The 13,323-nt window shown below is 67.1% G+C and carries 13 protein-coding genes and 1 tRNA gene; 5 read left to right on the forward strand and 9 right to left on the reverse strand.

What is annotated here, in order from left to right:
* Positions 1-50: 50 nt before the first annotated feature.
* The 3 genes from rpsA to aroA form a co-directional block, all read right to left on the reverse strand.
* Positions 51-1,754 (reverse strand): 30S ribosomal protein S1, encoded by a 1,704-nt coding sequence (gene rpsA, locus ACK4FB_RS01055; RefSeq protein WP_409746822.1) that lies wholly within the window; start codon positions 1,752-1,754, stop codon positions 51-53.
* A 154-nt stretch (positions 1,755-1,908) separates the two neighbouring features.
* Positions 1,909-2,559: a (d)CMP kinase gene (cmk, locus tag ACK4FB_RS01060; RefSeq protein WP_409746825.1), complete on the reverse strand. Its 651-nt coding sequence runs from the start codon at positions 2,557-2,559 to the stop codon at positions 1,909-1,911.
* Positions 2,556-3,860: a 3-phosphoshikimate 1-carboxyvinyltransferase gene (gene aroA, locus ACK4FB_RS01065; protein WP_409747083.1), complete on the reverse strand. Its 1,305-nt coding sequence runs from the start codon at positions 3,858-3,860 to the stop codon at positions 2,556-2,558. The genes cmk and aroA overlap by 4 nt, the downstream gene beginning before the upstream one ends.
* A 142-nt stretch (positions 3,861-4,002) precedes the next feature.
* Between aroA and ACK4FB_RS01070 the strand changes: the two genes are divergently transcribed.
* The 3 genes from ACK4FB_RS01070 to ACK4FB_RS01080 all read left to right on the forward strand — a co-directional run bounded on the left by ACK4FB_RS01070 (position 4,003) and on the right by ACK4FB_RS01080 (position 5,295).
* Positions 4,003-4,455: a TIGR02300 family protein gene (locus ACK4FB_RS01070; protein WP_409746828.1), complete on the forward strand. Its 453-nt coding sequence runs from the start codon at positions 4,003-4,005 to the stop codon at positions 4,453-4,455.
* Between the two features lie 115 nt (positions 4,456-4,570).
* Positions 4,571-4,646: transfer RNA gene (locus tag ACK4FB_RS01075), tRNA-Ala, on the forward strand.
* Positions 4,647-4,737: 91 nt separating this feature from the next.
* The gene (locus ACK4FB_RS01080) at positions 4,738-5,295 is read left to right on the forward strand and encodes a lipocalin family protein (RefSeq protein WP_409746831.1); all 558 of its coding nucleotides are present in this window, start codon (positions 4,738-4,740) and stop codon (positions 5,293-5,295) included.
* 28 nt (positions 5,296-5,323) lie between these two features.
* On the opposite strand, the gene ACK4FB_RS01085 is transcribed toward ACK4FB_RS01080, so the two are convergent.
* Complete coding sequence (locus tag ACK4FB_RS01085; protein ID WP_409746834.1) at positions 5,324-6,385, reverse strand: NAD(P)-dependent alcohol dehydrogenase; 1,062 nt, start codon at positions 6,383-6,385, stop codon at positions 5,324-5,326.
* 72 nt (positions 6,386-6,457) lie between these two features.
* Between ACK4FB_RS01085 and ACK4FB_RS01090 the strand changes: the two genes are divergently transcribed.
* Positions 6,458-6,862, forward strand: a complete 405-nt coding sequence (locus tag ACK4FB_RS01090) for a cupin domain-containing protein (RefSeq protein WP_409746837.1) — start codon at positions 6,458-6,460, stop codon at positions 6,860-6,862.
* Here ACK4FB_RS01090 and ACK4FB_RS01095 read toward each other — a convergent pair.
* The 4 genes from ACK4FB_RS01095 to ACK4FB_RS01110 form a co-directional block, all read right to left on the reverse strand.
* The gene (locus tag ACK4FB_RS01095) at positions 6,859-7,608 is read right to left on the reverse strand and encodes a DUF72 domain-containing protein (RefSeq protein WP_409746840.1); all 750 of its coding nucleotides are present in this window, start codon (positions 7,606-7,608) and stop codon (positions 6,859-6,861) included. The genes ACK4FB_RS01090 and ACK4FB_RS01095 overlap by 4 nt on opposite strands.
* Positions 7,609-7,652: 44 nt before the next feature.
* Entirely contained in the window at positions 7,653-9,266 is a 1,614-nt protein-coding gene (locus ACK4FB_RS01100; RefSeq protein WP_409746843.1) for an ATP-binding protein, read from the reverse strand.
* Positions 9,267-9,330: 64 nt separating this feature from the next.
* The gene (locus ACK4FB_RS01105) at positions 9,331-10,698 is read right to left on the reverse strand and encodes a glutamate--cysteine ligase (protein ID WP_409746846.1); all 1,368 of its coding nucleotides are present in this window, start codon (positions 10,696-10,698) and stop codon (positions 9,331-9,333) included.
* Between the two features lie 64 nt (positions 10,699-10,762).
* On the reverse strand, positions 10,763-11,554 hold the full coding sequence (locus tag ACK4FB_RS01110) for a 16S rRNA (uracil(1498)-N(3))-methyltransferase (protein ID WP_409746849.1): 792 nt from the start codon (positions 11,552-11,554) through the stop codon (positions 10,763-10,765).
* Positions 11,555-11,606: 52 nt separating this feature from the next.
* Here ACK4FB_RS01110 and ACK4FB_RS01115 point away from each other — a divergent pair, with 52 nt between their 5' ends.
* Complete coding sequence (locus ACK4FB_RS01115) at positions 11,607-12,161, forward strand: DUF4334 domain-containing protein (RefSeq protein ID WP_409746852.1); 555 nt, start codon at positions 11,607-11,609, stop codon at positions 12,159-12,161.
* Here the strand turns inward: ACK4FB_RS01115 and ACK4FB_RS01120 are convergent.
* Entirely contained in the window at positions 12,130-13,293 is a 1,164-nt protein-coding gene (locus ACK4FB_RS01120) for an acyl-CoA dehydrogenase family protein (RefSeq protein ID WP_409746854.1), read from the reverse strand. The genes ACK4FB_RS01115 and ACK4FB_RS01120 overlap by 32 nt on opposite strands.
* Between the last annotated feature and the right edge of the window lie 30 nt (positions 13,294-13,323).

Below are 13,323 nucleotides of genomic sequence, written 5' to 3' on the forward strand. Positions count from 1 at the left end.
AGGCGGCCGGGTCGCCCCGGCCGCCTGATCTGTCTTCCCGGGGTGAAAACCTACTCCTTGGAGCCGGCCTTCTCGCGCAGGGCGGCGCCCAGGATATCGCCCAGGGAGGCGCCGGAATCCGACGACCCGAACTGATCGATGGCTTCCTTCTCGTCCTTCATCTCCAGCGCCTTGATCGACACCGAGACGCGGCGGGTGGCCTTGTCCACGGCGGTGATCATGGCGTCGGCGCGGTCACCCACGGCGTAACGCTCGGGGCGCTGTTCAGCCCGGTCGCGCGACAGGTCCGACTTGCGGATGAAAGCCGAGACCGGAGTGTCGTCCTCGCCGAACTTGACCTCGATGCCGCCGCTCTCGATCGCCGTCACGGTGACGGTGATCTGCTGACCCTTGCGGTAGGTGTCGCCTTCCATGGGGTCGCCGCCCAGTTGCTTGACGCCCAGGGAGACGCGCTCCTTCTCGATGTCCACGTCCAGCACCTTGGCCTTGATGGTCTCGCCCTTGTGGTAGCGCTGGATGGCTTCCTCGCCCGAGACGTTCCAGTCCAGGTCCGACAGGTGCACCATGCCGTCGATGTCGTTGTCCAGACCCACGAACAGGCCGAACTCGGTGGCGTTCTTGACTTCGCCCTCGACGGTCGAGCCGATCGGGTGGGCTTCGACGAAGGCTTCCCACGGGTTGTTCTGGGCCTGCTTCAGGCCCAGCGAGATGCGGCGCTTGGCGCTGTCCACGTCCAGAACGACCACGTCCACTTCCTGCGAGGTGGAGACGATCTTGCCCGGGTGGACGTTCTTCTTGGTCCAGGACATTTCCGAGACGTGCACCAGACCCTCGACGCCGGCTTCCAGCTCCACGAAGGCGCCGTAGTCGGTGATGTTGGTGATGCGGCCCGTCATCTTGGCGCCGGCGGGGTACTTGGCCTCCACGCCTTCCCACGGGTCGGCCTGCAGCTGCTTCATGCCCAGGCTGATGCGCTGGGTGTCCGGGTTAATCTTGATGATCTGCACCTTGACCGTGTCGCCCACGGCCAGGACCTGAGACGGATGCGACACGCGCTTCCAGCTCATGTCGGTGACGTGCAGCAGGCCGTCGATGCCGCCCAGGTCCACGAAGGCGCCGTAGTCGGTGATGTTCTTGACCACGCCGTCGCGGACTTCGCCCTCGGCCAGCTGGCCAACCAGCTCGGTGCGCTGCTCGGCGCGGGCTTCTTCCAGAATGGCGCGACGCGACACGACGATGTTGCCGCGCGGACGGTCCATCTTCAGGATCGCGAAGGGCTGTTCCTTGCCCATCAGCGGGCCGACGTCGCGCACGGGACGGATGTCCACCTGCGAACCGGGCAGGAACGCCGAGGCGCCGCCAAGATCGACGGTGAAGCCGCCCTTCACGCGGCCGACGATGGCGCCCATGACCGGCTGCTCATCGGCGAACACGCCTTCCAGACGGGTCCAGGCCTCTTCGCGGCGGGCCTTGTCGCGGCTGATGACCGCTTCGCCCAGCGCGTTCTCAACGCGCTCCAGATAGACCTCGACGTTGTCGCCCACCTTGGGCAGGGCGGCGCCGTCGCCCTGACCGAACTCGCGCATGGCGATGCGGCCTTCGGTCTTCAGGCCGACATCGACGATGACGATGTCCTTTTCGATGCCGACGACGCGGCCATGGACGACCTGGCCTTCGCCGAGGTCACGGCCGGAAAGCTGTTCGTCCAGAAGGGCGGCGAAATCGTCGCGGGTGGGGGAGAGTGTGTCGGTCATGCGTTGGTGTTGTTTCTAAAGAGGTTGGCGCACGAACGGAGTCCGCGCGGCGGTTGAACGGAAATGTCAGGCAGTTGGAATGCGGGCGGCTAAGGAAACCGGCCTGAACGCCCGCGGCTATCGAGGGACCGGAGCGTTGGATTTGTCCGCGGGTTCAGAACCCGTGCCGGACGCGCGCCGCCTCGACGATACGGCGGGCCGCATCGAAGGCGGCTTCTATATCCATTTCGGTGGTGTCCAGCAAGACCGCGTCATCGGCCATGATCATGGGCGCCGCCCCGCGTCCGGCGTCCCGCTCGTCCCGGCGCACGATGTCGGCCAGCATGTCGTCAAAGGCGATGGCCTCGCCCCGCCCGGTCAGTTGCAGCCAGCGGCGCCGCGCCCGCGTCTCGGGTCTGGCCGTCACGAACAACTTCACCGGCGCATCCGGTGCGATCACCGTGCCGATATCCCGCCCGTCCAGAACCGCCCCGCCGGCTTGTCTGGCGAAGTCCTGCTGGAACTTCAGCAGCGCCGCCCGCACGCCCGGATGGGACGCCACCCGACTGGCCGCCTCGCCCGCGCCCCGACTGGTCAGGGCGGTTTCGTCGATCAGGTCGTCCGGCGTCACGCTTTCGGCCGCCCGCGCCGCGGCCTCCGCGTCAGCCAGGTCGCCCCCCGCCGCCAGAACCTTCAGCCCAACGGCCCGGTACAGCAGCCCCGTATCCAGATGCGGCAGGCCATAGAGGGCCGCCAGGCGCGAGGCGATGGAGCCCTTGCCCGATGCGGCCGGGCCGTCAACGGCGATGATGAAGGATGCGCTCATCCGCGCTCGATAGAGGCGCCAAGCCCCTGCATCAACTCGGTAAACCCCGGGAAACTGGTGGCGATCATGCCGGGATCATCCACGGCGACCGGCTCCTCGGCGTTCAGCCCCAGCACCAGATGGCTCATGGCGATGCGGTGGTCGTGGGCCGTGCGCACGGTGGCGCCGCCGGCCACGCGCAGTGCGCCAGCGACAATGAAGCCCTCCGTCTCCTCATCCACTTTCACTCCGCACGCCGCCAGTCCGGCCGCCATGAGCGAAATCCGGTCGCTTTCCTTGACCCGCATCTCGCCTATGCCCCGCATCACTGTTCCGCCCTCCGCATAAGCGGCCGTGGCCGACAGGATGGGATATTCGTCGATCATGGAGGCGGCCCGCTCAGGCGGAACGACAATCCCTTTCAACGCGGAATACCGCGCAGTGACGTCACCGACCTCCTCGCCGCCCGCCATGCGGCGGTTGGAGATGGTTAGGTTTGCCCCCATCTCGATCCAGGTCTGGAACAGGCCGGTGCGCAGGGGATTCAGCATCACGCCCTCAACCGTCACCGCCGATCCCGGGACGATCAGCCCCGCCGCCAGCGGAAAGGCGGCCGACGATGGATCGCCCGGGACGGCCACGTGAGTCCCTGTCAGCCGCTGTCCGCCGCCCAGGCGCGCCACACGGCCCTCGACGGTCTCGACGGTCTCCACCGTCACGCCAAAGGCCCGCAGCATACGCTCGGTGTGGTCGCGGCTGGGCTCCGGCTCGATCACCGCCGTCTCGCCAGCGGCGTTCAGCCCCGCCAGCAGGATGGCCGACTTCACCTGGGCCGAGGCTACCGGCTGGCGATAGACCATGGCCTGCAGCTTGCCGCCGTGCAGCGTCAGGGGCAGCCGATCCTCTGCCCCGCCCCAGTCGAAGCGCGCACCCATGTCCGACAGGGGATCGGTGACCCGTTTCATGGGCCGCTTTCTCAGCGAGGCGTCGCCATCGAAAGTGACGGACAGATCGAATCCGGCCGCCGCGCCCATCAGCAGACGTACGCCGGTTCCGGCGTTGCCGCAGTCGATGACGCCGCCCGGCGTTCGATAGCCGCCCCGCCCCTCGACCCGCCAGGAGCCGTCGCCTGTTCGCTGAACCGTTGCGCCGAACGCCTGGACCGCCCTTGCGGTGGCGAGGATGTCGTCGCCTTCCAGCAGGCCCTCGATCGTGGTGTCGCCATGGGCCAGGCTGCCCAGCATCAGGGCCCGGTGGGACATGGATTTGTCGCCCGGCGCGCTCACCACGCCGGTCAGTGCGCGCGAGCGGTGCGCGGTCAGGATTTCAGAGAATGTCACCCGCGATTCCGTGGGTCGAATTGCAATCAGATGCGCGTGGCGCGGAATCCGCTTTTGACAGCGGCGTCCTGTGGTGGCAAGGGAGCCGCCCGAATTCAAATCGACCAACCGTAAGGCTCGAACCTTGGCCAATCCCGAACTGGGCGCGAAGCAAGTCTGCCCCAACTGCCAGGCGAAGTTCTACGACCTGAACCGCCGCCCGGCCCATTGTCCCAAATGTGACACCGAGTTCGACCCGGAGGAAGCCGTCAAGGCCCGCCGTGGCAAGGGCCGAGCCCCCTTCGTCGACGAGACCGAAGAGGATCAGGTCAAGGCCAAGCCCGCCGATGCGGACGAGGACGAGGACGAGGAAGTCACCGCCCCCGAAATCGACCAGGGCGGCGATGAGCCTATCCTCACGCCGGATGACGATGACGACGACGCGGCTGAAGACGACGCCGGGATCACCGTAAGCGCTGGCGACGACGATGACGACGACATCAGTGATGACGACGATTCCGTCCCCTTCCTTGAAGACGAGGACGACGACTCCATCGACGGAGAAATCACCAAGGGCGCCAAGAAGGACGAAGACTGAAATCAGGATGAAAAAATAGGCGGCGGAAGGGCTTGATCGCCCCATCGGCCTGACATAGGTTCCGCCGCCTTCGCCGCCCCATCCCTGATGGATGCGGCGGCCGACCGAAAGGTTCGGGGCTATAGCTCAGTTGGTAGAGCGCTTGAATGGCATTCAAGAGGTCAGCGGTTCGACTCCGCTTAGCTCCACCATAAACCCCTCGCCGCAAAACGGCGGGGGGTTTTCCATTTCCGGGCGTTGCGCACGTCGGAACCTGCCGCAAGCCTGGCCGTTTGGCCGCTCATGAAACCCGTCACGACCGTTGCGTCGATCCTGGCCGCCGGCTCGGTCCTGGGCGCCTGCGCAACCCTTCAGCAAGGCCCGGTGGGCAACCCGTCCGTGCCCGAGCCCGCCCGGGCGGTGGACCTGAACCGCTATGCGGGGCTGTGGTACGAGATCGGTCGCTACGAAAACGGATTTCAGCGGGGCTGCGAAGGAACGACCGCGACCTACACCGTGCGCGACGACGGTCTGGTGGGCGTCCTGAACGCCTGCCGCCAGGGCAGCCTCGAGGGCGAATTGCGGACCATTGAGGGCCGCGCAAAGGTTGTGGAGGGCAGCGGCAGCGCCAAGCTGAAGGTGTCGTTCTTCGGCCCGTTCTACTTCGGGAACTACTGGGTGCTGGACCGGGCGGAGGACTACAGCTGGTCCATCGTGGGCGAGGGCTCGGGCCGCTATCTGTGGCTGCTCAGCCGCGAGCCCCGGCCAGACGAGGCGACCCGTGACGAGATCATGAGCCGCGCGCATGCCCTGGGCTATGATCTGTCCCTGCTGCGCTCCACCCGTCAGCCGACCCGGTAACGGCCGGCTGCGGGGCTTTCGGCCGCCGTCAGTTCATCCGGGCCATGTCGATGACGAAGCGGTAGCGAACGTCCGACTTTTCCATGCGGGCGTAGGCTTCGTTAATCTGGTCCGGAGCGATGGTCTCGATATCGCAGGCGATGCCGTGCTCGGCGCAGAAGTTGAGCATCTCCTGGGTCTCACGGATGCCGCCGATCAGGCTGCCCGCCACCGAACGGCGGCGCCATAGCAGCGGCATGGCGAATACCGGCATGGGCTCGGTGGTCAGGCCCAGCATGACCATGGTCCCGTCGCGGGCCAGCAGATTCAGGTGCCCGGCGATCTCGTGGGTGGCGGAGACGGTGTTGATGATCAGATCGAATTTCTCCGCCGCCGCCTTCATGGCCGCCTTGTCCGAGTTGATCAGGAAATGTTTCGCGCCCATGCGTTCGGCGTCGGCCTTCTTGCGGTCCGAGGTGGACAGCACAGTCACCTCGGCGCCCATGGCGTGGGCCAGTTTGACCGCCATGTGGCCCAAGCCGCCCAGGCCCACCACGGCGACTTTCGAGCCCTCGCCCACGTTCCAGTGGCGCAGGGGGGACCAGGTGGTGATGCCCGCGCACAGCAGGGGCGCGGCGGCGTCCAGCGGCAGGCTGTCGGGGATGCGCAGTACGAAGTCCTGGTTCACCGTAATGCGGTCCGAATAGCCGCCTTGGGTGATGCTCTGACCCACCGGTTCGCCCAACGGATCGGCGGACCCGTAGGTCTGGGTCATGCCGGGGACGCAGTATTGCTCCTCGCCCTCCTGACAGGCCGGGCAGGTGCGGCAGCTGTCCACCATGCAGCCAACGCCCACGCGGTCGCCGACCTTGAAGCGGCTGACATTCCCACCCACTGCCGTCACCACGCCCGCGATCTCATGGCCCGGCACGACGGGATAGCGCGTGCCGCCCAGGTCGTTCCTGGCGATGTGCAGGTCAGAGTGGCAGACGCCGCAGTACTTGATCTCGATGGCCACGTCGTCCGCCCCCGGATCGCGACGGTCGAAGCGGTAAGGCTCCAGCGGCTTGTCTGCGGCGACGGCGGCGAAGGCGCGGGCGGCGATAGGCATGAAGGAACCTTTCAGCTGGTCAGACGGCGAAGGCCGCGACAATATCGCAATCCGACGCCCGGAGGGCTCCAAATGACGGCTGAGCGTAACGACCCCATCATCCTGCGGCCAGGCGAGGGACGCGCTTACGACATGGGCGGCATGCGCGCGGTGTTCAAGGCGGACGAAGGCGAGACCTCAGCAGCCTACTCTATCTCCGAATGGTGGCTGGATCCGCACACGGAGGGCCCCGGCCCCCACAGCCATGAGGCCAATGACGATATATTCTACGTCCTGGAAGGAACCGTCAGCATCCTGGTGGGCGACGACTGGATCGAGGCGCCCGCCGGAACCTTCGTGCGCGCGGCGCCGGGCGTGACCCACGATTTCGCCAATCGCACCGACCGGCGCGCGGGTCTTCTGAATATCTATGTGCCGGGCGGTTTCGAGCGAGACATGCCCGCCATCGTCGATTGGTTCGCAAGGAACGGCGGCTAGGCCATCCGTTCGATGAGAGCCATGGCCGCGGCCGGGTTCCGCACCTTCGCCCCGGCGATGAAATAGGCGAACACCTCGCCTGTCCTGCTCCAGCTCTTCACCCGGTTCGCCACGGCGTTCAGCTCCGCCGCCGTCATGCCGGCGGGCTCGTCCTCGCGGCTGGACATCAGCCGGGCATAGCGGAAATCGGTCGTGTCCTGGTCGATGCGCGGCCACTCCGGCGCCTCGTCATCCTCGGCGTAGACGATGGCCGCGCCGTATTTCGCCGCCAGGTCATGGAACTGCGGCACATCGAAGCCGGGGTTCCGCACCTCCAGCGCATGGCGCAGGCGCAGGCCGTCCTTCTCCCTCGGCAACAGCTTCAGGAAGCCCTCGAAATCCTCCGGGTCGAATTTCTTGGTGGCCATGAACTGCCAGTTGATCGGCCCCAGCTTGTCGCCCAGCGCGGTCAGGCCCTGCGACAGGAACCGGTCAAAGCTCTCGCCGCCCTCGGACAGCACCTTGCGATTGGTGCAGTAGCGGCTGGCCTTGACTGAAAAGACGAACCCGTCCGGCGTCTCGTCGCGCCACTTCCGCCAGCTGTCGGGCTTGAAGGTGGAATAGTAAGTGCCGTTGATCTCGATGGAGGTCAGTTTCGAGGCCGCGTATTCCAGCTCCCGCTTCTGGACCATGCCGTCAGGATAGAACACGCCCCGCCACGGCTCATAGGTCCAGCCGCCGACGCCGATGTGGATGGCTCCGCTCATGACCGGTCCCGCTCCGTATTCAGCCGCCTGATGCGGCCCTCGGACTATGACGCAGTCTGTTCGCCCGCGCATCCTGGCGATGTCACCGCCAGTATGCCCGCCAGCAGGGTGGCGGCGGTGATCGGCTTGGGCACATGGATGTCCGCACCCGCGTCGCGGGATTGGTCCCGGTGCTCGGGCATGGCGTTGGCGCTGAGCATGACGATGGGAGTGGGGGCCGCGCCTCGCTCGGCCTCCAGCCGACGGATTTCGCGGGTGGCCGTCAGGCCGTCCATGCCCGGCATCTGCATGTCCATCAGCACCACGTCGAAGCGGTCATTTGCGAAAGCGGCCACGGCCTGGGCCCCATCCTCGGCGATGACCACCTCGGCGGCGTGGGCGCCCAGAATCAGCTGCACCACCCGCTGGTTGGTCGGGTGATCCTCCGCCAGCAACACACGCAATGGCCGGTCCAATCCGCCGCCGGTCAGGGTGGTGGTGCGTTCGCGGGCGTCATAGTCGGCCAGGGAGGCGGCGCGGCTGAGCGGGATCTCCACCTCGAACCGGCTGCCGACGCCCGGGGTGGAGGACGCGGCGATACGGCCGCCCATCATCTCCACCAGAGAGCGGCAGATGGACAGCCCCAGGCCGGTGCCGCCGAACCGGCGCGTGATGGTGGCGTCGGCCTGGTTGAACCGGTCGAAAAGGCGCGCGGCGTGATCGGAATCAAAGCCCACGCCGGTGTCTTCCACCGTCAGCATCACCCGCGAGTCGCCGTCCCGGGACTCCGCCACGGCGATGCCGACGGTGATCGCGCCCTGGTGGGTGAATTTTACGGCGTTCGACAGCAGGTTGCCCAGCACCTGCCTGATGCGGGTGCTGTCCCCCATTAACAGGCCGCGGGCGTCCGGCTCCCGACGCACGACGAAATCCAGCCCCTTGTCCTCGGCCCGCAGCCGCATGACGTCGAGCGGCGCGGCCAGGGCCTCGTCCAGATCGAACGGGCGCGCCTCCAGGTCCAGCTGTCCGGCCTCGATCTTGGACACGTCCAGGATGTCCGACACCAGCCGCTCAAGGGTGACGCCCGACGAGGCGATCAGGGCGACCATCTCCGACTGGTCCGGCGACAGGGGCGTCCGCGACAGGGCGTCGACGATGCCGATCACCCCGTTCAGGGGCGTGCGGATCTCGTGGCTCATATTGGCAAGGAAGTCGGATTTGGCTCGGCTGGCCGCCTCTGCCGCGGCCTTGGCCTCGATCAGATCGCGCTCGGCGGCGACCTTGTCTGTCACGTCGCGCGCCACCGCGTAGATGCGGTCGCCGTGTCGCCGGGCGCGCCACTCCAGGGTGACGTAATGTCCCTGTTTGTGCCGATAACGGTTGACCTGGCCCAGCACCGGATCGCCGGGCCGTCGGGTCTCGACCTCGACGATGCTGTGCCGGGTCACGGCCAGATCGTCGGAATGGACCAGGCGCAAAAGGCCGTGGCCCTCGATCTCGTCGGGGCGATAGCCGAGTACAGCGCGCCAGGACGCGCTGGCCTTGACCACCGTGCCGTCCAGGTCGCGCACCACCAGCAGGTCCAGGGACACGTCGAAGAAGGTGCCCAAGTCCACCTCGGACGACGCCCCGCCTGCGTCGTTCGGACGAGGGGAGGCTTCGAGCGGCTGGCAGGTCATGGGCGAACTCTCTAGGCGAACTGCCGCCAGCTTGACCATGACCCGTTAAGGTCGGGTTTCGCCCTCAGTACGCTTGCTCCGCATAGACCTGACGCACATCGCCGTTCCAGCGGCCGTGATACGCCTCCAGCAGGCGCTCTGCGGGCGTGACGCCGCTTTCGGCGATGTCCTCCAGCTCCGCCAGATAGCCGCGCTCGTCCACCATGCCGCCGGAGAAGCGTGCGCGGTTCTTCAGGCCCTGACGCGCGATGGCGACCATGTCCTTCGCCACGTCCTGGACCGAACGCCCGGCCACCTCGGCCCTCAGTCCCAGCCGGGTGACGTCGCGGCGCAGGCGCTCATGATCGGTGATGTCCCAGTCCTTGCACAGGTCCCAGGCGGCGGCCAGCGACGGGGCGTCGTACAGCACCCCCGCCCACAGGGCCGGCAGGGCGCAGATGCGGCTCCACGGCCCGCCGTCGGCGCCGCGCATCTCCAGATACTGTTTCAGCCGCACCTCGGGGAACAGGGTGGTCAGGTGGTCGGTCCAGTCCTTGAGGGTCGGGGCATTCCCCGGCAGGGCGGGCAGTTCGCCCTTCAGGAAGGCGCGGAACGACTGACCCGAGGCGTCCACATATTTCCCGTCGCGCTTGACGAAATACATGGGGGTGTCCAGCGCGTACTCCGCATAGGTCTCGAAGCCGAAGCCGTCGGCGAACACGAAATCCAGCATGCCGGTGCGGTCCGGATCGGTGTCGGTCCAGACATTGGCCCGCGCCGACAGGAAGCCGTTGGGCTTGCCTTCGGTGAACGGGCTGTTGGCGAACAGGGCCGTGGCGACGGGCTGCAGCGCCAGTGAGGTGCGGAATTTCATCACCATGTCGGCTTCGGACTCGAAGTCCATGTTCGCCTGGATGGTGCAGGTGCGCAGCATCATGTCGAGGCCAAGGCTTCCCACCTTGGGCATGTAGGCGCGCATGATGTCATAGCGGCCCTTGGGCATGACCGGGATGTCGGCACGGGTCCACAGGGGGTCGAACCCCAGCCCCAGGAAGCCCAGACCCAGCTCGTCGGCCACCATCTTGACCTCCACCAGGTGCTGGCCGGTCTCCGAACAGATGTCGTGGATGTCCTTCAGCGGCGCGCCCGACAGCTCGAACTGGCCGCCCGGCTCGAGGCTGACCGAGGCGGCATAGCCCTCGGTGTTCTTCTTCTCCAGGGCGATAACGTGGCCGCCTTCCTCCACCGGCGCCCAGCCGAAGCGGGTCAGGCCCATCAGCATGGCGCGGATGCCCGACGGGCCCTCGTAGTCCGGGCGGCCGAAGCCGTCCTTGAGGAAGCCGAATTTCTCGTGCTCGGCGCCGATGCGCCACTGGTCCTTGGGCTTCGCGCCCTCGGCCAGATAGCCCGCCATGGTCTCAAGCGTCAGCGGCTCGTTCGCGTCGTCGGCCATGTCGGTCGCCCCTTCGCCGCATGCGCGGCCTGTGGCGGCTAGATGGGCGGGCCGGGGTCAATGCTCAAGCCCCTTCTGACCATGTGGTCACATGCGCGCCCTTCCAGTCGCCTCGCGCGGCCTGCCACAGGGTCATGGCCGATATGGCGGCGGTGTCGGCGCGCAGGACTCGCGGCCCCAGCGACACGGGCGTGGCGAAGGGCAGGGACAGCAGGCGTTCGCGCTCATCCGGCGAAAACCCGCCCTCGGGTCCGATCAGGATGGACCAGGGCTCTCCTCCCCCACCGGTGGAGGGGGACCGCGTAGCGGTGGAGGGGGTGCTTCCGTCGCGCAGGGCCTCCATGGCCGGCGGCCCCCCCCGTTCGTCGCAGAACATCAACTGCCGCCCCTCAGGCCAGCCGTCCAGCAGGGCGTCCAGCTTCAGCGGATCGTGAATCTCGGGCACATCCAGACGACCGGTCTGTTCGGCGGCTTCCTCGGCGATGGTGTCCAGCCGGTCCATGCGCAGCCGCTCGGCGTTGGTGTAGCGGGTCAGGGTCAGCCGCACCCGCCGCGCGCCCAGCTCGGCGGCTTTCTCCACCACCGTCTCCACCCGCGCCTTCTTCACCACCGCCAGAATCAGGTCCAGGTCCGGTCCGAAGGACTGCGGCCGCACCTGTTCCTCCGCTTTCAGCACGCAGCCGCGCTTGAGCACCTCGGCCACCGTCGCCCGCCATTCGCCGTCGCGGCCGTTGAACACCAGCAGGTCGTCGCCCCCCTTCAGCCGCATCACCTGGGTCAGGTAGCGGGCCTGCTCAAGGGTCAGCGCGACAGCGGCGCCGGGGGACAGGTCTGAGCGGACATGAAGACGGATCATGCCGTGTTCTAGATCGTTATGAGGGGATCATTCCACTGTCGCGGAGACCGCCATGCCCCGATTGCAGCAATGGGCCGAACAGGGCTGGACCGCCGAGGCGGGTCTGGCCTTCTTCGACAGCCTCCCCGCCGTCCGTCCCGAGGACATGACGGGCGAGTGGCGTGGGAGCGAATTGCCCAGCGGCCATCCGCTGGACGGGCTGCTGGCGGCCTATGGCTGGTACGGCAAGCGGTTCACCGACCGCGACCGGGTCGATCCGCTGCTGTTCATGGATTCGGGCGCCGTGCGTGCGGTGGATCCGGCCCGGCTGCCCCTCGGTCTGGCGCTGGCCCTGCCGCGGATCGCGCGCACGAGCGCGGCCCAGGGCCTGTTCCGCCTGTTGCTGCCGGTGCTTGCCACCGACCGGCCCACAGCCCGGCTGCGCTCCATGGAGCACCGGGGTCTGATCTCGGCGGCCATGATCTATGACGATCAGCCCATCATCGATCACTTCCGCCGCGTGGACGAGGACCGGCTGCTGGGCCTGATGGACCTGCGGCCGACCCCGGCGCCGTTCTTCTTCCTGCTGACGAGGACTACAGCGTCCGGGCGATCAGCAGCTTCATGATCTCATTGGTGCCGCCGTAGATGCGCTGGACGCGGGCGTCCTTGTAAAGCTGGGCGATGGGATATTCGGTCATGTAGCCGTAGCCCCCGTGCAGCTGCAGCATCTCGTCGATGGTCTCGCCCTGGATGTCGGTGACCCAGTATTTGGCCATGGAGGCGGTGGCGGCGTCCAGCTGGCCCTTCAGGTGCAGGCCGATGCAGTGGTTCACGAACACCCGCGCCACGGTCAGCTTGGTCTTGACCTCGGCCAGCTTGAACTGGGTGTTCTGGAAGTCGATGACCCGCTTGCCGAACGCCTTGCGCTCCTTGACGTAGGCCAGGGTCTCCCTGAGCCCGCGCTCGGCCGCCGCGACGCCCTGCACCGCGATGTTCAGCCGCTCCTGGGGCAGCTGCTCCATCAGGTGATAGAAGCCGCGCCCTTCCGCCTCGCCGATGATGTTCTCCACCGGCACCTTCACATCGTTGAAGAACAGCTCTGAGGTGTCGTTGGCCTCCATGCCGATCTTGTGCAGGTTGCGGCCGCGCTCGAAGCCCTCCAGCCCGTCGGTCTCCACCACCACCAGGCTGATGCCCTTGGCGCCCTCGGCCGGATCGGTCTTGGCCACCACGATGATGAAATTGGCCAGTTGGCCGTTGGTGATGAAGGTCTTGGAGCCGTTCAGGACGTAGTGTTCGCCCTTCCTGATGGCGGTCGTCTTGACCCCCTGCAAGTCCGAGCCCGCGCCCGGCTCGGTCATGGCGATGGCGCCCACCAGCTCGCCCGAGGCCAGTTTCGGCAGCCAGCGCCCCTTCTGCTCGTCGGAGCCGTAGTGGGCCACATAGGGGGCGACGATGGCGTTGTGCAGCGAGATGCCGAAATGGTCCGCGCCCTTCCAGCCCAGTTGCTCCATCAGCACCACTTCATGGCGATAGTCGCCGCCCATGCCGCCCCATTCCTCGGGCATGGACAGATTCAGCAAGCCCGCTTCCCCCGCCCTGGTCCACAGGTCGCGCGGCACCGACGAGGCGGCGATCCACTCGGCCATCTTCTCGGGTCCGGCGTGCTCGTCGATCCACTTGCCGACGCTGTCGGAGAAGAGGGTGATCTCCTCCTCGGCCATGAAATCGGGGGCGGGGATGTTGAGGATGTTCATGCTGTCCTTCCGAGGACTACGACTTCAACT

The organism is Brevundimonas sp., from assembly GCF_046299535.1.
In the GTDB taxonomy this organism is placed as follows: Bacteria; Pseudomonadota; Alphaproteobacteria; order Caulobacterales; family Caulobacteraceae; genus Brevundimonas.

What these genes read in the sequence shown, in the direction of transcription:
- rpsA (WP_409746822.1), bottom strand. Translation starts at nt 1,754, where the DNA reads ATGACCGACACACTCTCCCCCACCCGCGACGATTTCGCCGCCCTTCTG.
- cmk (WP_409746825.1), bottom strand. Translation starts at nt 2,559, where the DNA reads ATGAGCGCATCCTTCATCATCGCCGTTGACGGCCCGGCCGCATCGGGC.
- ACK4FB_RS01080 (WP_409746831.1), top strand. Translation starts at nt 4,738, where the DNA reads ATGAAACCCGTCACGACCGTTGCGTCGATCCTGGCCGCCGGCTCGGTC.
- ACK4FB_RS01085 (WP_409746834.1), bottom strand. Translation starts at nt 6,385, where the DNA reads ATGCCTATCGCCGCCCGCGCCTTCGCCGCCGTCGCCGCAGACAAGCCG.
- ACK4FB_RS01090 (WP_409746837.1), top strand. Translation starts at nt 6,458, where the DNA reads ATGACGGCTGAGCGTAACGACCCCATCATCCTGCGGCCAGGCGAGGGA.
- ACK4FB_RS01095 (WP_409746840.1), bottom strand. Translation starts at nt 7,608, where the DNA reads ATGAGCGGAGCCATCCACATCGGCGTCGGCGGCTGGACCTATGAGCCG.
- ACK4FB_RS01100 (WP_409746843.1), bottom strand. Translation starts at nt 9,266, where the DNA reads ATGACCTGCCAGCCGCTCGAAGCCTCCCCTCGTCCGAACGACGCAGGC.
- ACK4FB_RS01105 (WP_409746846.1), bottom strand. Translation starts at nt 10,698, where the DNA reads ATGGCCGACGACGCGAACGAGCCGCTGACGCTTGAGACCATGGCGGGC.
- ACK4FB_RS01110 (WP_409746849.1), bottom strand. Translation starts at nt 11,554, where the DNA reads ATGATCCGTCTTCATGTCCGCTCAGACCTGTCCCCCGGCGCCGCTGTC.
- ACK4FB_RS01115 (WP_409746852.1), top strand. Translation starts at nt 11,607, where the DNA reads ATGCCCCGATTGCAGCAATGGGCCGAACAGGGCTGGACCGCCGAGGCG.
- ACK4FB_RS01120 (WP_409746854.1), bottom strand. Translation starts at nt 13,293, where the DNA reads ATGAACATCCTCAACATCCCCGCCCCCGATTTCATGGCCGAGGAGGAG.